This is a genomic window from Paragemmobacter kunshanensis, assembly GCF_011059185.1.
In the GTDB taxonomy this organism is placed as follows: Bacteria; Pseudomonadota; Alphaproteobacteria; order Rhodobacterales; family Rhodobacteraceae; genus Paragemmobacter; species Paragemmobacter kunshanensis.
Map to the genome: position 1 here is coordinate 105794 of NZ_JAALFE010000012.1, position 18019 is coordinate 123812.

General features: G+C 67.7%; 18 protein-coding genes. 12 read left to right on the forward strand and 6 right to left on the reverse strand.

Translation table 11 applies throughout. The features are described 5' to 3' along the window. Window positions 1-58: 58 nt before the first annotated feature. From argF to G5V65_RS13245, 3 genes are all read left to right on the forward strand, one after another. Window positions 59-985 carry an ornithine carbamoyltransferase gene (gene argF / locus G5V65_RS13235; protein ID WP_165050876.1) on the forward strand — a complete coding sequence of 309 codons (927 nt, stop codon included), beginning with the start codon at window positions 59-61 and terminating at the stop codon, window positions 983-985. Between the two features lie 64 nt (window positions 986-1049). Continuing rightward, entirely contained in the window at window positions 1050-1817 is a 768-nt protein-coding gene (locus tag G5V65_RS13240) for a helix-turn-helix transcriptional regulator (protein ID WP_165050879.1), read from the forward strand. Window positions 1818-1903: 86 nt separating this feature from the next. After that, complete coding sequence (locus G5V65_RS13245; protein ID WP_165050881.1) at window positions 1904-2395, forward strand: DUF1993 domain-containing protein; 492 nt, start codon at window positions 1904-1906, stop codon at window positions 2393-2395. 45 nt (window positions 2396-2440) lie between these two features. Here G5V65_RS13245 and G5V65_RS13250 read toward each other — a convergent pair whose 3' ends face one another. Together G5V65_RS13250 and hrpB are read right to left on the reverse strand one after the other, a co-directional pair. Then, window positions 2441-3649, reverse strand: a complete 1209-nt coding sequence (locus G5V65_RS13250) for an MFS transporter (protein ID WP_165050883.1) — start codon at window positions 3647-3649, stop codon at window positions 2441-2443. Window positions 3650-3827: 178 nt separating this feature from the next. Further along, complete coding sequence (gene hrpB, locus G5V65_RS13255) at window positions 3828-6284, reverse strand: ATP-dependent helicase HrpB (protein WP_165050885.1); 2457 nt, start codon at window positions 6282-6284, stop codon at window positions 3828-3830. 129 nt (window positions 6285-6413) lie between these two features. On the opposite strand from hrpB, the gene meaB reads away from it, so the two are divergent. The 4 genes from meaB to G5V65_RS13275 all read left to right on the forward strand — a co-directional run bounded on the left by meaB (window position 6414) and on the right by G5V65_RS13275 (window position 9112). Beyond that, entirely contained in the window at window positions 6414-7415 is a 1002-nt protein-coding gene (meaB, locus tag G5V65_RS13260; RefSeq protein ID WP_165050887.1) for a methylmalonyl Co-A mutase-associated GTPase MeaB, read from the forward strand. A 308-nt stretch (window positions 7416-7723) separates the two neighbouring features. Continuing rightward, the gene (rpmB, locus tag G5V65_RS13265) at window positions 7724-8011 is read left to right on the forward strand and encodes a 50S ribosomal protein L28 (RefSeq protein ID WP_165050889.1); all 288 of its coding nucleotides are present in this window, start codon (window positions 7724-7726) and stop codon (window positions 8009-8011) included. A gap of 138 nt (window positions 8012-8149) precedes the next feature. Next, complete coding sequence (locus G5V65_RS13270; protein ID WP_165050891.1) at window positions 8150-8521, forward strand: hypothetical protein; 372 nt, start codon at window positions 8150-8152, stop codon at window positions 8519-8521. A gap of 75 nt (window positions 8522-8596) precedes the next feature. Continuing rightward, window positions 8597-9112 (forward strand): copper chaperone PCu(A)C, encoded by a 516-nt coding sequence (locus tag G5V65_RS13275; protein WP_165050893.1) that lies wholly within the window; start codon window positions 8597-8599, stop codon window positions 9110-9112. A gap of 99 nt (window positions 9113-9211) precedes the next feature. On the opposite strand, the gene G5V65_RS13280 is transcribed toward G5V65_RS13275, so the two are convergent. Beyond that, entirely contained in the window at window positions 9212-9526 is a 315-nt protein-coding gene (locus G5V65_RS13280) for a hypothetical protein (RefSeq protein ID WP_165050895.1), read from the reverse strand. Window positions 9527-9777: 251 nt separating this feature from the next. On the opposite strand from G5V65_RS13280, the gene speB reads away from it, so the two are divergent. The 3 genes from speB to G5V65_RS13295 all read left to right on the forward strand — a co-directional run bounded on the left by speB (window position 9778) and on the right by G5V65_RS13295 (window position 13250). Then, a complete protein-coding gene (gene speB, locus G5V65_RS13285; RefSeq protein ID WP_165050898.1) occupies window positions 9778-10734 on the forward strand; it encodes an agmatinase in 957 nt (318 codons plus the stop codon). Window positions 10735-10902: 168 nt separating this feature from the next. After that, a complete protein-coding gene (gene lepA / locus G5V65_RS13290) occupies window positions 10903-12702 on the forward strand; it encodes a translation elongation factor 4 (protein WP_165050900.1) in 1800 nt (599 codons plus the stop codon). Beyond that, a complete protein-coding gene (locus tag G5V65_RS13295; RefSeq protein ID WP_165050902.1) occupies window positions 12702-13250 on the forward strand; it encodes a hypothetical protein in 549 nt (182 codons plus the stop codon). The genes lepA and G5V65_RS13295 overlap by 1 nt, the downstream gene beginning before the upstream one ends. Window positions 13251-13425: 175 nt before the next feature. Here G5V65_RS13295 and G5V65_RS13300 read toward each other — a convergent pair whose 3' ends face one another. Beyond that, entirely contained in the window at window positions 13426-13563 is a 138-nt protein-coding gene (locus G5V65_RS13300) for a hypothetical protein (protein ID WP_165050904.1), read from the reverse strand. A gap of 279 nt (window positions 13564-13842) precedes the next feature. Here G5V65_RS13300 and parA point away from each other — a divergent pair, with 279 nt between their 5' ends. Continuing rightward, window positions 13843-14469, forward strand: coding sequence for a ParA family partition ATPase (gene parA / locus G5V65_RS13305; protein ID WP_165050906.1), 627 nt, complete (start codon window positions 13843-13845; stop codon window positions 14467-14469). Here the strand turns inward: parA and G5V65_RS13310 are convergent. After that, complete coding sequence (locus tag G5V65_RS13310) at window positions 14460-14654, reverse strand: hypothetical protein (RefSeq protein ID WP_165050908.1); 195 nt, start codon at window positions 14652-14654, stop codon at window positions 14460-14462. The two genes, parA and G5V65_RS13310, sit on opposite strands and share 10 nt — an antisense overlap. A 305-nt stretch (window positions 14655-14959) precedes the next feature. Between G5V65_RS13310 and G5V65_RS13315 the strand changes: the two genes are divergently transcribed. Further along, window positions 14960-15529 carry an NYN domain-containing protein gene (locus G5V65_RS13315; RefSeq protein WP_165050911.1) on the forward strand — a complete coding sequence of 190 codons (570 nt, stop codon included), beginning with the start codon at window positions 14960-14962 and terminating at the stop codon, window positions 15527-15529. Here G5V65_RS13315 and uvrB read toward each other — a convergent pair. Further along, entirely contained in the window at window positions 15526-17703 is a 2178-nt protein-coding gene (uvrB, locus tag G5V65_RS13320; RefSeq protein WP_165050913.1) for an excinuclease ABC subunit UvrB, read from the reverse strand. The genes G5V65_RS13315 and uvrB overlap by 4 nt on opposite strands. Between the last annotated feature and the right edge of the window lie 316 nt (window positions 17704-18019).

Here is an 18019-nt window from a genome sequence, read left to right on the forward strand (position 1 = left end):
TCAGGGGGTCCGGGGGCAGACTGCCCCCGGGGCCTCCACCCCAGAAAAGCGAAATGACATGAAGCACTTCCTTGATATCCACAAGACCGACGCCGCCGAGTTGCGGTCCATGATCGACTCTGCCCATGCGATGAAGACAGCGCGCAACGGCCGCCCCAAGGGATCACCCGATGATGACACGCCGCTGAAAGGCCGCATGGTCGCGCTGATCTTCGAAAAGCCCTCGACCCGCACGCGCGTCTCCTTCGACGTGGGCGTGCGCCAGATGGGCGGCGAGACGATGGTGCTTTCCGGCAAGGAGATGCAGCTGGGCCATGGCGAGACGATCGCCGACACGGCGCGGGTGCTGTCGCGCTATGTGGACCTGATCATGATCCGCACCTTCGAGGAGGCGACGCTGCTGGAGATGGCGGAACATGCCACGGTGCCGGTGATCAACGGGCTGACCAACCGCACCCATCCCTGCCAGATCATGGCCGATGTGATGACCTATGAGGAACATCGCGGCCCCATCGCGGGCAGGAAGGTGGTCTGGTGCGGGGATGGCAACAATGTCTGCGCCTCCTTCCTGCATGCGGCGGGGCAGTTCGGGTTCGACTTCACCTTCACCGGGCCGGAGACGCTGGACCCGGAGGAGAAGTTCGTTCAGTTCGCCCGCGAGAAGGGGTCGAAGGTGACGATCCAGCGCGATCCCTTCACGGCGGTGGAAGGAGCGGATCTTGTCGTGACCGATACATGGGTGTCGATGCATGACCCGGAATCGGCCAAGGAGCGGCGGCACAACCAGCTGCGCCCCTATCAGGTGAACGAACAGCTGATGAGCCGGGCAAAGCCCGACAGCCTGTTCATGCATTGCCTGCCCGCGCACCGCAATGACGAGGCGACGAGCGCGGTGATGGACGGCCCGCATTCGGTGATCTTCGACGAGGCCGAGAACCGCCTGCACGCGCAGAAGGCCGTCATGCGCTGGTGTCTGGGGCTATGATCCTGTCGCGCGCGGCGGCCATGCGGGCCGCCGCGCGCGCCCCATTTGTGTTGCGAGTGTTGCCATGTCATCGCCGCTCTTTCCCGCCGATGTTGCCCTTCGGCGTCACCTCCTGACCGGGCTTCTGTCCCATGCGGGGACCCTGCGCCTGACCCGGCGGCTTTGCCGGGCCTTCGGGACAAGGCGGCGGGACCTGCGGGCCGAGATGCGCGGCTGGATCGCGGCGGGAACGCCGATGGGGTTCATCGGGCGCAACCATCTGGTCTGGACGGGCAAGGCGGAACGCATCGTCCTCGATCTTTCGGCAGAAGAACTGACGACGCTCATCTTCGCGCTGCGCGCGATCCGCCAGCATGGCCACAGCCGTTCCATGCCGGGTGATGCGGCAGAGATCCTGCATCAGGTGATGGAGTCGCTTTCGCCTGCAGAGAGGGGCCGCCGCGCTGCCCTTGCCGGCGGGGACTTGACGCTTCTGCCGCCCGTCATGGGCCCGGATGGCCGCCCGGGAAGCCCGGTTCGCGCGGCCGTGCTGACGGCCCTGCACGAAGAGCGGGCCCTGCGCTTTGTCTATACCGCCGCCGATGGCGCGCGGACGGAGCGCGTGGTCTGGCCCGCGGGCCTGACCCATCATGGAAGCTGTCTGCTGGCCTTCTGCACCCTGCGGCAGGATTTCCGCACCTTCCGGATCGACGCCATCGCCGCGCCCGAGGTCGGCGCCGCCTTGCCCAGGCCGCGTGCTGCCCTGCTGGCGGATTGGCGGCATCACGATCCGGCAGCCGCCGGGCGCTGGAACCCGGAGGATGGCCACCTGACCGGGGAGGAAGATGATTGACAGGGCAGGGCGCCGGGCCGAGGGTCGGGCCGAGGGTCGGGCCGAGGGTCGGGCCGAGGGTCGGGCCGTTCAGCAGGGGGACTTTCATGCATCACCGTTCCGTCGCGGTCTATGACCGCTTTCTTGCCAATCTGTCGAAGATCCTCACCAAGGCCGAGGCGCATTGCGAGGCCAGGGGCATCAAGCCCGAGGCGATGCTGACCTTCCGGCTGTTTCCCGACATGTTCCCCTTCCTGCGGCAGGTGCAGCTTGCCTGCGATTTCGCGGCGCGGGCCTGTGCGCGGCTGGCGGGAGAGGAGCCGAAGTCATTCCCCGATACCGAGACGAGCTTTGCCGAATTGCAGGCCCGCATCGCGGCGGCGCGGGGCTATATCGCGGGCTTCGATCCTGCCCGCTATGACGGGGCAGAGGGGCGGGAGATCCGCATCAGGATCCGGGGGAACGAGGTCACGATGAAGGGCGAGGCCTTCCTGAACCTCTATTCCCTGCCGCAGTTCTATTTCCACATCGCGACCGCCTACAACATCCTGCGCCATAACGGGGTGGAATTGGGCAAGGGCGATTACATGGGTGGTTGAGGGGGGGCGGTTGATCGGGCGGGGGCGGGGGCCGCGCGGCCCCCGTCACTTCGCGGCTTTGGCCGCCGGTGTCCCCCCCGCTTCCACCGGATGCAGCCCGTCCGCCGCCGCCGTCCGCCCCGCCATCAGCGCCACGAAGATCAGCAGCAGCGCGAGGGCGCCATAGGTGAAGCGGAAGCCCACATATTCGGCGACGAAGCCGATGGTCGAGGGCGCGACAAGGATGCCGGAATAGCCGAACATGGTAACGGCGGCGATGCCCGCGCCGGGGGCGAGGCCGGGGTGGTTGCCGGCGGCCGAGAACATGATGGGCACCATGTTCGCCACGCCAAGGCCCGAGACGGCGAAGCTTGCCACGGCGATCAGATCGGTGGGCGCCAGCGCGCCCCCCAGCATCCCCGCCGCCGCGATCAGCCCCGACCAGCGCAGCGTCCGCACCGCGCCAAAGCGGTTGCGCACCCCGTCGCCCGCAAAGCGCATGATCGCCATCGCGCCCGAGAAGAAGGCGAAGGCCAGACCCGACCGCGCCACGTCGGAGCCCAGTTCCTGTTGCAGGTAGAGCGCGGCCCAATCCAGCACGGCCCCTTCCGGCACCATCGAGAACAGCGCGAGGATGCCCAGCAGCCAGATCGCCGGATCGCGCGGGATCAGCGCGGTCCTGGGCGCCTCAGATCCTTCGGGATGGATATGGGGCGGGTCGGGCAGGACAAAGGGCATGGCCGCGATCACCATCACCGCCGCCACGGTGGCGGCCCAGAGGGCCTGCCCCTCGGCCCCCCAATGGGCGATGAGCCAGCCGCCGAGCGCGCCGCCGAAGAAACCGCCAAGGCTCCAGAATCCATGCGACGAGGACATGATGGCGCGGCCGAGCTTGCGTTCGACCGCCACCGCCGAGGCGTTCATCGCCACATCCATGCAGCCGATCAGCGCGCCCAGAAGCATCATCGCGGGCGTCAGCAGCCAGAGCGAGGGCGAGAAGACCACGGCAGGCAGGACCGGCACGATGGAGAGCGCGAAGGCGCGCAGCACCTTTTGCGAGCCGTAGCGCGCGATCAGGCGACCGGCAAACAGCATGGCGCTGACTGCGCCGAGGCCCAGCGCGAGGATGAGGAGGCCGAGCGTGAATTCGGAAATGTCATGGCGCGGCAGCAAAAGCGGGATTTGCGGGGCCCAGGCCCCCATGGTGAAGCCGTTGGCAAGGAACATCGCCGCCACGGCCCAGCGGCCGCGCCATGCAGTTCGGGGATCGGACATCGGGCGCTCCTTGAGGTTTGGCGCAGGATTAGAGCCTTCGCCCGCGCGGCGGAAGGGGGCGGCGTTGACGTTTCGTTTCGCCGCATTTCAGCGGGGTCCGGGGCCAACGAATTTTCTGCGAAAATTCAGGCCCCGCCCGCGGGGCCCCTTCAGATTTTTCGCAGAAAAATCGTTTCTTTCAGGTGCCGCGGGGCTTGGCGCGGAGGGTGGGTTCGGCCTCGGTCGGGTCTTCGGGCCAGGGATGCCTTGGATACTGGCCGCGCATGTCCTTGCGGACATCGGCATAGGAGGTGGCCCAGAAGCGCGGCAGGTCCATCGTCACCTGCACCGGGCGCTGGCCGGGCGACAGGAGCGTGATCCGGAGCGGCTTGCGGTCTGCCCCCACGACGGGATGGACCGTCACGCCGAAGAGTTCCTGCAGGCGGATCTCGATCGAGGGGGCCTCGCCTTCGTAATCGATCGGGACGCGGCGGCCGAGCGGGGTTTCGAAATGCGGCGGCGCGATGCGGTCCAGCATCTGGGTCTGATCCCAGGACAGCAGGGCGCGCAGGGCCTCCGTCACGTCCAGCGCGCGCAGGTCGGCTTCGGTGCGTGCGCGGCCCATATGCGGGAGAAGCCAGTCGTCGAGGCTGTTCATCAGCGCGGCATCGGTCATGTCGGGGAAGGTGTCACCCGTGCCGCGCGCCAGTTCCACGCGGGCGCGGAAGCGGCGGGCGGCGGGCGTCCAGGGCAGGCCGATCTGGCGCAGGCCGTCCAGCGCGGCACGCGCGACGGCCTCTTGCGGCGCGTCGGGCCATGTGCGGTCGTCCAGCACCAGCGCGCCGAGCCGTTCCTGACGGCGGGCCAGCACGCGCCCCTCGCGCCGGGACCATTCGCAGAGATCGTGCCAGCGGATGCGCGGGGCGAAGAGGGCGCGGAGTTCGGCTTCCGTGATCGCCACGGCCTGCCGGATGGTCGCCTCGCGCGGGTCGCCGTCGAGGTCGGTGGCGACGATCAGGCGCGCGCCGGAGAGGGGCAGGCCTGCGGCCATCGCCGCGCCCTTGCCGCCCGACAGCACCCAGCGCGGCGCGTCGCCCTTGCGGCGCAGGCCGATCCGGTCGGGATAGGCGAGGGCGGCCATCTGCGCGGGGGAGAGGTCGTCACGCGCGCCTTCAGGGATCGCACGGGCAAGGCGCTTCGCCTCGTCCCGGATGCGGTCGAGGGTGGGGCGGTGGGCCTGTGGCGGGGGGCGGTCGATGGCCTTCAGGCGGTGCAGCAGGTCGGGCGGTTCGCCGCGCAGTGGGTCGCGTTCGGCCAGAAGGGCGGCGAGGGGGGCGGCCCCTGGCCCCGCAACGGCCAGCATGTGGCCGAGGCGGGGATGCAGGGGCAGGGCCGCCAGCCTGCGCCCGTGATCGGTGATGCGGCCCCCGTCATCCAGCGCGCCGAGGTCGGCGAGCAGCGCGCGCGCCTCGGCCAGCACACCCGCGTGGGGGGGCGTGAGGAAGGGCAGGTTGGCGCTGCCCCAGAGGGCGAGTTCGAGGGCGAGGGGGGTGAGGTCCGCCGCTTCGATCTCGGCCGGGGGGAAGGGGGAGAGGCCGCCTTCCTCTCCTCTCGTCCAGAGGCGGTAGCAGGTGCCGGGGGCGACGCGGCCCGCGCGGCCGCGGCGCTGTTCGGCCTCGGCCCTGGTGACGCGTTCGGTGATCAGGCGCGACATGCCGGAGGGCGCGTCGAAGCGCGCGCGGCGGGCGCGGCCGCCATCCACAACCACGCGGATGTCGGGGATGGTGAGCGAGGTTTCGGCGATGGAGGTGGCAAGGACGATCTTCCTGCCGGGAACGGGGGCAAGTGCTGCGCGCTGGGCGGCGAAGTCCATCGCGCCGAAGAGGGGCTTGACGGTCACGCCCTGCGGCAGGGTCCCCAGGGCCGCCTCCACCCGCCGGATTTCGCCTTCGCCGGGCAGGAAGGCCAGGATGCCGCCTTCGGTCGTTTCCTCCAGCGCCTGACGGATCAGGTTGGCAACCGCCGCCTCGTAACGCAGGGACGCGTCGGGCGGGCGGGGAAGCCAGCGGGTTTCCACCGGGAAGGCGCGGCCTTCCGAGGTGATGAGGGGCGCGTCGCCCAGAAGGCGGGCGACGGGGGCAGCGTCCAGTGTGGCGGACATGGGCAGAAGGATCAGGTCCTCGCGCAGCGCGGCGCGGATTTCGAGGCAGAGCGCAAGGCCGAGGTCGCCGTTGAGGCTGCGTTCGTGGAATTCGTCGAAGATCACCGCGCCCACGCCGTCGAGCGAGGGGTCGGACTGGATCATGCGTGTCAGGATGCCTTCGGTCACCACTTCGATGCGGGTGGAGCGGCTGACCTTTGCCTCGCCCCGGATGCGGTAGCCGACGGTGGCGCCCACGGATTCGCCCAGCGTTTCGGCCATGCGTTCGGCGGCGGCGCGGGCGGCAAGGCGGCGGGGTTCCAGCATCACGATGCGGCCCGTGATCAGGCCAGAGGCCAGCAGGTCCAGCGGCACGCGCGTCGTCTTGCCCGCGCCGGGGGGGGCCTGCAGCACGGCCATGCCGCGCGCGGCGATGGCGGCGCGGAGGTCGGGCAGGGCCTCGTCGATGGGCAAGGCGTCGGGGGGCAGGGCGTCGGGGGGAAGCGAGTCGGTCATGCGGTGTTTATCGGGGGGAGGTGGGGGGATGGGCAAGCCGGGTGCGACAGGGATCGTCGCGCGGCCTGCCCGCACTGGCATCCGGCAGCGCTCTCGCGCTAGACAGGGACAAAGCGACCGGAGACGGACATGACGGCACGGGCAACGGATGTGGCGGCGCTGGCCGAGGGCGTAGCGGCGGGCGAGCGGCGGGCGCTGGCGCGGGCGATCACGCTGGTGGAAAGCGGGCGGGCCGACCATCGGGCGCAGGCGCTGGACCTGCTGGCGCGGCTGCGCGCCGAGGGCAGCCCCGCGCGGGGGCGGCAGGCGCTGCGCCTTGGCCTGTCGGGGACGCCGGGGGTGGGGAAATCCACCTTCATCGAAAGCTTCGGCCTGATGCTGACGGGGCAGGGCAAGCGGGTGGCGGTGCTGGCGGTGGACCCAAGCTCGGCCCGTTCGGGCGGGTCGATCCTGGGTGACAAGACGCGGATGGAACAGCTTTCGCGCGATCCGCTGGCCTTCATCCGGCCCTCGCCCAGCCAGGCGCAGATGGGCGGCGTGGCGCGGCGCACGCGCGAGGCGGTGGCGCTGTGTGAGGCGGCGGGGTTCGATCTGGTGCTGATCGAGACGGTTGGCGTGGGCCAGTCCGAGACGGTGGTGGCCGAACTCTGTGACCTGTTCCTGCTGCTGCTCGCCCCTGCCGGGGGCGACGAGTTGCAGGGCGTCAAGCGCGGGATCATGGAGATGGCGGACCTGATCCTGGTGAACAAGGCGGATGGCGACCTGAAACCCGCCGCGCTGCGCACCATGGCGGATTACGCGGGCGCGCTGCGCCTTCTGCGCCGCCGCCCGCAGGATCCGGAGGGGTTTCCCAAGGCGATCTGCGTCTCGGCGGTAGAGCGGGAGGGGCTGGCCGCGGCCTGGGACGAGATGCAGGCGCTGGCGGCCTGGCGGCAGGCCGGGGGGCATTGGGCGGCCCGGCGCGCGGCGCAGGCGCGGCACTGGTTCGAGGAAGAGGTGCGCCAGGGCCTGCTGGCCGCGCTGGCGCAGGAACCGGCGCGGGGGATGCTGGAGCGGTTGGGGCAGGCGGTCACCGAAGGCAGCCTCACCCCCGAAGCGGCGGCGGCGCGGCTGCTGGACCGGCTGGCCTGATCCCCGCCTGCCGGTCGGGCCGGTGGGCGGGGGGAATCGGTGGCGCGCCTGTGCCAGGCGCGGGATGGCGCGGGCCGCGCGGGGCGATCCGTTTCGGGTGGAGCGCGATTTTTCGCAGAAAAATCGGATCGGGAGTGGGCGATTTTTCTGCGAAAAATCGGGTCCCGGCCGGGCTGTTCCGCCCAAGGGTCGCTTGACGCCTGCCTGGTGACCGCCTATACGCCCCCAATCGAATTCGGACGCCCGGGGTGACTCGGGGGCCATAATTATTCGGGCCAAGCCCCGTATACACACGAAGGAACACGACGATGTCGCGCGTCTGCGAACTGACGGGCAAGGGCCCGATGACCGGCAACACCGTGAGCCACGCGAACAACAAGTCGCGTCGCCGCTTCCTGCCGAACCTGAACGAGGTCACGCTGATCTCGGACGTGCTGGGCCAGTCGTTCAAGCTGCGCATCTCGGCCGCGGCGCTGCGCTCGGTCGATCATCGCGGCGGGCTGGATGCCTTCCTGGCCAAGGCCAAGGATGAGGAACTGTCCTCGGGCGCGCTGAAGATCAAGAAAGAGATCGCAAAGGCGCAGGCTGCCGCCTGATCCCTTGCCCGAGACATGAGAATGGCCCCGCCGCGCCTGTCGCTGCGGGGTTTTTCGTCATGGTGCGGCGGGATGCGGCAGCGGGGGAGCGACCAAACGCCCCTTTTCCGCCGCCGCGCGATCGCCTATTCAGGGGGCATGTCCACTGCATCCCTGCCGCGCAGCCCTGGCTCTGTCCTGACCGGCCTGATCCTGGCCCTGGCCCTTGCCATGGCCTCGGTCCTGTCGATGGCCGAGCGGTTGCGCGCCGAGGGGGCGATGCAGGTGGTGCTGTGCGGCACGCCGGGCGTGGAGCAGGTGATCACGCTGGATGCCCAGGGGCAGCCTGTTACGCCGGTGCATCACTGCCCGGAATGCCTTGTCCTGACCGCGGCTACCGGCCCTGCGGCGCCGGGGGCGCCGCTCAGGCCGGAAACCCGGGTAGAGCGGCTTGCCCCCGTCATCGCGCGGCCTTCGGAAAGCCTGGCCCCGCCCTTGCCCGCGGCCCGGGGGCCGCCCCTGACTGCCTGAAGACCGCGCGGCGCGCGCGCGATCCCGCGCCACGATCTTTCGACAGCAGGACCAATCACAGCAAGGACTGAACCCATGACGTTTCGCATGACCTTTGCCGCCGCGCTGGCGGCGATCTGCCTCGGGCTGCCGGTGGCGGCAGAAGACCATCCCGAAGGCATCCATATCCACGACATCTATGCCCGCAGCATGGGCTCTGTCGGCGCGTCGGGCGCCGTCTTCTTCATGATCCACAACAATGCCGCCGAGGATGACCGTCTGGTCGCGGCCAGTTCCGATGTGGCCGAACGGGTGGAGCTGCACACCCACAAGGAAGACGCCAATGGCGTGATGCAGATGCTGGAGGTTAAGGAAGGCTTTGCCATTCCGGCGGGCGAGATGCATGCCCTGGCGCGCGGCGGCGATCATGTGATGCTGATGGGCCTGACCCGGGAATTGAAGGATGGCGATGCCATCGCGCTGACGCTGACCTTCGAGAAGGCGGGCGAGGTGCAGGTGGAAGCCGTGGTGGACAATGCGCGCAAACCCGAAGAGGGCGGCATGATGGACCATGACCACAGCCACGGCCACAGCCACGGCACCGACGGCTGAACCGCCCTTCATCAATCAAGTCAGGACGCCCCGCCGATCGCCGGATCGGCGGGGCGTTTTCCGTTCCGGGGGGGCTGTGTCGGGCGGCTGGTGGCGAGGTCAGCCGGCGCAGTAGGCCTCGGCCGTGGCGCCGAAATTCTTGTAGCGTTCCCAGAAGGCATCGTCGGCCGCGCGCTGGGACATCCAGGCGTCATGGGCGCGGTCGGGATCGCGGAAGAAGGCGGCGGCGCGGCGCTGGTCGGAATTGCGCAGGGTCATGTCGGCGGCCTGCTGGATGCAGGCGCAGAGGCGGCGGTTCGCGGCGTCGCGATCCGACCGCAGGCAGGCGCGTTCGATGGGGCCGGCCTCGGCCCGGGGGGACATGGCGGGAAGCGCCAGCGCAGCCAGAACCGCCCCGATCAGGAATGTCTTCATGTCTCTGCCTCTTGCCGCGTGGCGGGCGGGGCCCGGCCGCGATCCTTTTTCTGCGGGGCAATATGACGGAAGGTGCGGGTCTTTTCAATCGCGGCGGGCGGAATGCGACATCACGTTTCGCTTGGGCGGGAGGGGCAGGGCGGGGCTTTCCAAGGGCGCGGTGCTGGGGGGCTGCTGTGGGGGCTTGTCCCGGGGGCGGGGCTGGGCAAGGCTGCGGGAAACCGCTCTGCTTGGGAAGGGACAGGGAAGAGATGCGCGAAACCTGGTGGCCGGCCTCATCCTCGTCTCTGCCGCGCTATGCGGGGCCGGTGAGTTTCTTTCGCCTGCCGATGCTGGCGGATCCGGCGGCGGTGGATATCGCGCTGCTGGGCCTGCCCTATGATGGCGGCACGACGAACCGGGCGGGCGCGCGCCACGGCCCCCGCGCGCTGCGCGAGGCGAGCATGTTCATCCGCCCCTATCACCATGTCACGCGGCGCTCGCCCTATGAGGTGGCGCGGGTGGCCGATCTGGGCGATGCGCCGATGAACCCGATCGAGGTCGGGCAGGCGCTGGAGCTGATCACCGCGCATTATGCCGGGCTGCGGGCGGCGGGCGCGGTGCCGCTGACGGCGGGGGGCGATCACCTGATCACCCTGCCCATCCTGCGGGCGCTGGCGCAGGACGGCCCGGTGGGGCTGATCCAGTTCGACGCCCATTCCGACACCAATGACAGCTATTTCGGCGGCCACCGCTATACCCATGGCACCCATGTCCGGCGCGGGATCGAAGAGGGGCTGATCGACCCGAAGCGGACGGTGCAGATCGGCATCCGCGGCACGCGCTATGCCCCCGACGGGAATGATTTCGCGGAAAGCGCCGGGGTGACGACGCTTTACATCGAGGATGTCTATCGTCTGGGGGTTGCGGGGGTGGTGGAGCGGGCGCGGCAGGTGGTGGGGCAGGGGCCTGCCTACCTGACCTTCGACGTGGACGGGATCGACCCTGCCTTCTGCCCCGGCACCGGCACGCCGGAAGTGGGCGGATATACCGTGCATGAGGCGCAGGCGATGGTGCGGGGGCTTGCCGGGCTGGACCTGATCGGGGCGGATGTGGTGGAGGTGGCCCCGCCCTTCGATCCGTCGGGGAACACCGCGCTGGTGGGGGCCACGATGATGTTCGAGATCCTTTGCCTGCTGGCCGATGCGCGTGCCGCGCGGCGGGGATGACCCTGTCGGAGCGGGGGGGCAACGGCCCCCCCGCACCCCCCCTTTTCCCCGATCCGGCCGCCGTTCCGGGGGGGTGGCGGGGATTTGGGTATTTGGGCCAAGATGAAGGGGCGGGACTGTGCTTTGCGGGGGCTTTCCGCGCCTTGTGGGACAGGCTATATGCGCGCCATGACCCAGCTTGACCAGATCCGCAACTTCTCCATCGTGGCGCATATCGACCACGGCAAATCCACCCTCGCCGACCGGCTCATCCAGATGACCGGGACGGTGGCTGCGCGCGACATGAAGGCGCAGATGCTGGACAGCATGGATATCGAACGCGAACGCGGCATCACCATCAAGGCGAACACCGTGCGGATCGAATATCCGGCCAAGGATGGGCGGACCTATATCCTGAACCTGATCGACACGCCCGGCCATGTGGATTTCGCCTATGAGGTGAGCCGGTCGATGCGCGCGGTGGAAGGGTCCTTGCTGGTGGTGGATGCAAGCCAGGGGGTGGAGGCGCAGACGCTGGCCAATGTCTATCAGGCCATAGATGCGGGCCATGAGATCGTGCCGGTCCTGAACAAGATCGACCTGCCCGCCGCCGACCCGGACCGGGTGAAGGAGAATATCGAGGATGTGATCGGTCTGGATGCCAGCGACGCGATCCCGATCTCGGCCAAGACCGGGCTGGGGATCCCCGATGTGCTGGAGGCCATCGTCACCCGCCTGCCCGCCCCCAAGGGCGACCGGGACGCGCCCTTGAAGGCCATGCTGGTGGACAGCTGGTATGACGCCTATCTGGGCGTCGTCGTCATGATCCGGGTCATGGATGGCGTCATCCGCAAGGGCGACCGCGTGAAGATGATGCAGACCGGCGCCGTCTATGGCATCGACAAGCTGGCCGTGCTGAAGCCGCAGATGGTGGATATCGCGGAGCTTGGGCCGGGGGAGATCGGCGTCCTCACCGCCTCGATCAAGCAGGTGCGCGACACGCGGGTGGGCGACACGATCACCCATGAGCGCAAGGGCTGCGACACGCCGCTGCCGGGGTTCAAGCCCGCGCAGCCGGTGGTCTTCTGCGGCCTTTTCCCGGTGGATGCCAATGACTTCGAGGCGCTGAGGGATGCCATCGAGAAGCTGGCGCTGAACGATGCGTCTTTCAGCTATGAGATGGAAACCTCTGCCGCGCTCGGCTTCGGGTTTCGCTGCGGTTTCCTTGGCCTTCTGCACCTCGAGGTGATCCGCGACCGGCTGGAGCGGGAATATGACCTTGACCTGATCACCACCGCGCCTTCGGTGGTCTTCAAGCTGCACATGAAGGATGGCGAGGTGCGCGACCTGCACAACCCCGCCGACATGCCCGACCTGACCTATATCGACCATATCGAGGAGCCGCGCATCAAGGCCACGATCATGGTGCCGGATGACTACCTCGGCGATATCCTGAAGCTGTGCCAGGACCGGCGCGGCATCCAGCTGAACCTGACCTATGCCGGCAGCCGTGCCATGGTGGAATATGACCTGCCGCTGGCGGAAGTGGTCTTCGATTTCTATGACCGGCTGAAATCGGTGACCAAGGGCTATGCGAGCTTCGATTACCAGATTTCGGAATATCGCGAGGATCATCTGGTGAAGATGTCCATACTTGTGAACGAGGAACCGGTGGACGCGCTTTCCATGATGGTCCACCGCGACCGGGCCGAGATGCGGGGCCGCGCGATGGTGGAAAAGCTGAAGGAGCTGATCCCCCGCCACATGTTCAAGATCCCGATCCAGGCGGCCATCGGCGGGCGGGTTATCGCGCGCGAGACGCTGTCGGCGATGCGCAAGGACGTGACGGCGAAGTGCTATGGCGGGGATGCGACGCGGAAGCGGAAGCTGTTGGACAAGCAGAAGGCCGGGAAGAAGCGGATGCGCCAGTTCGGCAAGGTGGAGATCCCGCAGGAGGCGTTTATTTCGGCGTTGAAGATGGATGAGTGATGGCTAGATCGCGATTGATGATGGGTTGGTGCGGCGTTGCTCTGCTAACAGTCGCGTGCGGGATTGGAAGCCTTCGTTTTCCTAAGAATTTCCTTTGGTTCTTCGAGTCGTCGGTATCATTTGTCCCGGACCTTTTATCCGGCTTTATAGCTGCGCTTGCGCTTTTTCCGCTCTGGCGAAAAGGCGAGTTGGCCACCCCTTTCCGTGGTGCTCTATCTTTGGCGGCACTGATCCCGGTATTCTATTTGGCCTCGGTCTTGGTCAACATCGCGCTGGGTAACGCGGGTCTTGGCATTCTCAAGCTGCCGTCAGCCTGGATGTTCATTGTTGTTCTGCTGCTCGCAAATATCAACGTTCAGAGATATGCAGAATTGGCGGCCATCGTCTTGTTGTTCTTGGTAATCTGGAATGTACATTCAGCGAGTGAGGTAATGGGACTTCTTGGGTTTCCGTTTCTTCTGGCAGCGGCACTTGGTTTGGTACTTGTTTTTGATCAACAGAAGATTTTCGCCGAAGTTGCAGGCCGCGATTTCCAACATAGGTCGTAGGGCGGGGTTCACCCCGCCATCCGTGAGGGTCCACCGCCCAAGGCGGGGTGAACCCCGCCCTACCTCCTCGCGCCCCGGGCTTGAACCGGGGCCTCCCGGGCGGGCTGTGGCGCGGGGGCGGGGGAGGTGCCGGGTCAGGCCCGGGACGCGGGGGCCTTCCCTTCACCGCTCCGCTTCAGAACAACCCATCCCCGCCCTGTTCCTGTTCGATCACCTCATCCGCCACGATGGCCCCGGCGCCGCCGATGACGAGGGGGGCGCAGGCGGGGAGGGTGAGGAGCGCGAGAAGCGCGGCAAGGCGGGGGAGGCGCATGGGTCTGTCCTTCTTGGTGCCGCCGCAGCGGCGGTCAGGGGTGTTACCCTAAGGCCGCGCGGTGCGGCTTGCCAAGGGGCGGGATGTGGCCCCCTCAGGCGGCGGATGCCGCGGGGGCATGGTTAACGGGGGATTTCCGCGCCGTGCGGGGCGCGCATATGGCGGCTGCACCGCCTGCTGCACTGTGCGCCTGCACCGGCTGTGGCACGGCGCTTTCGGTCACATTGACGCCGCCCGCCTTTCATGCTGCAATGCAGCATAAGGAAAGGCGGGCATCCCATGGGCCATGTCGTCACCATCGCGCAGCAGAAGGGCGGATCGGGCAAGACCACGCTGGCCGTGAACCTTGCCGTGGAATTCCTGCGCCGCGGGCAGCGGGTGGCGCTTCTGGACACCGATCCGCAGGGCAGCCTTGGCCGCTGGTTCATGGCCCGCCGCGAGGCGCGGGGGGTGGAGGGGCTGGAATTTTCCACCGCCTCGGCCTGGGGGGTTTCCTATGAATGCGAAAAACTGCGCAAGATCAATGACCTGGTGATCGTGGACACGCCGCCCAAGGTGGATGCCGACCTGCGGCCCGCCCTGCGCGAGGCGGATCTGGTGCTGATCCCGGTGGCGGCGTCGCATGTCGATCTCTGGGCGACGGATGGGGTGCTGGACCTGATCGCGCGCGAGGGGCGGGCGGCGATGGTGGTGCTGAACCGCTGGAAGGCGGGCACGCGGCTGGCCGAGGAAGTGGCGCAAGCCGCGGAAGACAAGGCGAAACTTGCCGTGGCGCGGCTGGGCAACCGGGTCGTCTATGCCGAGACCTTGGGGCAGGGATTGGCCGCGATGGAGGCCGGCCGCGGCCCGGCGCGGGCCGAGGTGGCGGCGCTGGCCGATGAGGTGGCGGCGGCGCTTCAGGGCTGAGGCGGTTTCTGCAGGATCAGCTTCCAGCCCGCATAGGCCCCCGCCGCGCCGAAGAGAATGGCCCAGAAGCCATTGCCCAGCCAAAGCTCGAACCCGCCCCAGCCGAGCGGTGCCAGCACCGTGACCCAGCGCACCCAGGCCTGGCGGAACATGGGATGGGCGGGGTCGAGAAAGGGTTTGTTCATCTGCGCCTCGTGATCCTGTGGCCCCTTATGCGGCAGGCGGGGGATTCGGCAAAGGGCGGTCTGCTGTCCGGGGCGGTTTTTCGGCCGGGTTGCCGGGCCGGGCGGGATGCGGCGCTGCGGCGTGGCGGGGGGTGGAAAGCGCTGAAAAGGTAAACAATTCAGGGCCGGAGCCGCGGATTTTCGCCCGGCTGCCATGCTGCTGCCTTGTTTGCTGGCGAAACTGGCAACAGTCCCTTTTCTGCCAGAGTGCCATGCAAACCCCCGCGCGCCTTCTTCTTCTGTGTTTTTCGGCCATGATCTATTGCATGCCGAAAGCGGATGAGGCTGCGGGGCCGCTGTTCCTTTTGTCTTCGGTCACGGCGCTGGCGGCGCTTCTGATCTGGATGCGGGCGGCCTTTGCGGCGCGCCTGCCCAAGATGCGCCGCAGGCGGCGGCGGCGGCGCCCGCAGCGCCCGGTGGATCAGCGGCGCTGGGTGGTGATCGACGGATCGAACGTGATGTTCTGGCAGGACGAGACGCCGTCGCTGACCACGGTTTCCGCCGTGGTGGGCGAGGTGCGCAAGGCGGGACTGACGCCGCTTGTCTGGTTCGATGCCAATGCGGGCTACAAGGTGGCGGATCGCTACATGAATCCGCGCGACCTGTCGCGCGCCATCGGCCTGTCGCCCAAGCAGGTGCGGGTTGCCCCGAAGGGATCGCCTGCCGATCCGCTGCTTCTGGATGATGCGGCCAAGCTGGCGACGGGGGTCGTGAGCAATGACCGCTACCGCGACTGGGCGGCGCGCTTTCCCGATGTGACGCGGCCGGGCGTTCTGGTGCGGGGCCGGGTCGAGGGCGGGGCGGCGCTACTGGATTGGCCCGCCGCCGCGCATTAGCGGCGGCGCTTGTTCCCGCCGCGCTGGCCCGCGCGGCCCGCGGTGGAGCGGCCGGAGGATTTCACCGCCGCCTCGGCGGCCTCTTCCACCGCAGACTGGCGGGCGAGGGGATCGTCGGCGACGGCAAGCTCGACGGCCTCGAGCCGCTTCACCTCATCCCGCAGGCGGGCGGCCTCTTCGAATTCCAGGTTCTCGGCCGCCTTGCGCATCTGGGCGCGGAGGGCATCCAGATGGGCGGCGAGGTTGGAGCCGACGAGGGGTTTGTCCACCTTGGCGGTGACGCGGGACTGGTCGGTATCGCCCTGCCAGAGGCCGGCCAGCACATCCTCGACATTCTTCTTCACGGTCTGGGGCGTGATGCCGTGTTCGAGGTTGTAGGCCGTCTGCTTTTCGCGGCGGCGATTGGTTTCGGCGATGGCGCGTTCCATGGAGCCGGTGATGCGGTCGGCATACATGATGACGCGGCCTTCGGCGTTGCGCGCGGCGCGGCCGATGGTCTGGATGAGCGAGGTTTCCGACCGCAGGAAGCCTTCCTTGTCGGCATCCAGAATGGCCACCAGCCCGCATTCGGGAATGTCGAGCCCTTCGCGCAGCAGGTTGATGCCCACCAGCACGTCAAAGGCGCCGAGGCGGAGGTCGCGCAGGATCTCGATCCGTTCGATCGTGTCGATGTCGCTGTGCATGTAACGGATGCGGATGCCCTGTTCGTGGAAATATTCGGTCAGGTCCTCGGCCATGCGCTTGGTCAGGGTGGTGACGAGGACGCGCAGGCCTTTCTGGGCCACGATGCGGATTTCGGACAGCAGGTCATCGACCTGCATCTCCACGGGGCGGATTTCCACCTCGGGGTCGATCAGGCCGGTGGGGCGGATGACCTGTTCGGTGAAGACGCCGCCGGTCTGTTCCAGCTCCCACGCCGCGGGGGTGGCCGAGACGAAGACGGATTGGGGGCGCATGGCATCCCATTCCTCGAATTTCAGGGGGCGGTTGTCCATGCAGGAGGGCAGGCGGAACCCGTGTTCGGCCAAGGTGAACTTGCGTCGGTAGTCGCCGCGATACATGCCGCCGATCTGGGGGACGGAGACGTGGGATTCATCGGCAAAGACGATCGCGTTGTCGGGGATGAATTCGAAGAGCGTGGGCGGCGGTTCGCCCGGCGCGCGGCCCGTCAGGTAGCGGGAGTAGTTCTCGATCCCGTTGCAGACGCCGGTGGCTTCCAGCATCTCGAGGTCGAATTGCGTGCGCTGTTCAAGGCGCTGCGCCTCGAGCAGTTTGCCTTCCTTCACCAGCTGGTCGAGGCGGAGGGTGAGTTCGGCCTTTATCCCCTTGATCGCCTGCTGCATCGTCGGGCGCGGGGTGACGTAGTGGCTGTTGGCGTAGATGCGGATCTGCTTGAACGTGTCGGTCTTGGCGCCGGTCAGCGGATCGAATTCGGTGATCGACTCCAGTTCCTCGCCAAAGAAGGAAAAGCGCCAGGCGCGGTCTTCGAGGTGGGCGGGCCAGACCTCCAGGCTGTCGCCGCGCACGCGGAAGGAGCCGCGGGCGAAGGCCTGATCGTTGCGGCGGTATTGCTGGGCCACGAGTTCGGCCATGACCTTGCGCTGGTCATAGATCTGCCCGGTGATCAGGTCCTGCGTCATGGCGGAATAGGTTTCCACCGAGCCGATGCCGTAGATGCAGGAGACGGAGGCCACGATGATCACGTCATCGCGTTCCAGAAGCGCCCGCGTGGCCGAGTGGCGCATGCGGTCGATCTGTTCGTTGATCTGGGATTCCTTCTCGATATAGGTGTCCGAGCGGGGGACATAGGCCTCGGGCTGGTAGTAGTCGTAGTAGGAAACGAAGTATTCCACTGCGTTGTCGGGGAAGAAGCCCTTGAATTCCCCGTATAATTGCGCGGCGAGCGTCTTGTTCGGGGCAAGGATGATGGCGGGGCGCTGGGTTTCCTCGATCACCTTGGCCATGGTGAAGGTCTTGCCCGTGCCGGTGGCGCCGAGCAGCACCTGATCGCGTTCGCCCGCCAGCACGCCGGAGGTGAGTTCGGCGATGGCGGTGGGCTGGTCGCCTGCCGCGGTGAACGGGGTCTGCATGACGAAGCGACGGCCCCCTTCCAGCTTTGGCCGGGTCAGCACGTCGGGGCGGTCCGTCAGGGCATTGGCGTTGTTGTGGGGCATCTGATTCCCTCCGATTGGACAGATTTGATCCGTTTTTGTTCCCCTGCAAGCACCGGCCTGCCTCTGGCCCGGGCAGATTTCCGAACTGTGAAGATTGTGGGGACAATTTTATCGTGTTTTGTGGCGAAGTCTCGCATCCGTGAGTTGCAATGCCTGCGTGACTGGGTCATGGTGGAGGGGCAAGCAGCAGGACTGTCGGCCGGTCGCACCACACACCCCACCCACACTCCCCGTGGCCGGTCGGCAGTTTTGAAGGAAAGCGTCCCCGGACAAGCTGTCGCTTGCGTCTTTGCGGGAATTTCGCCAGAACGGCCCT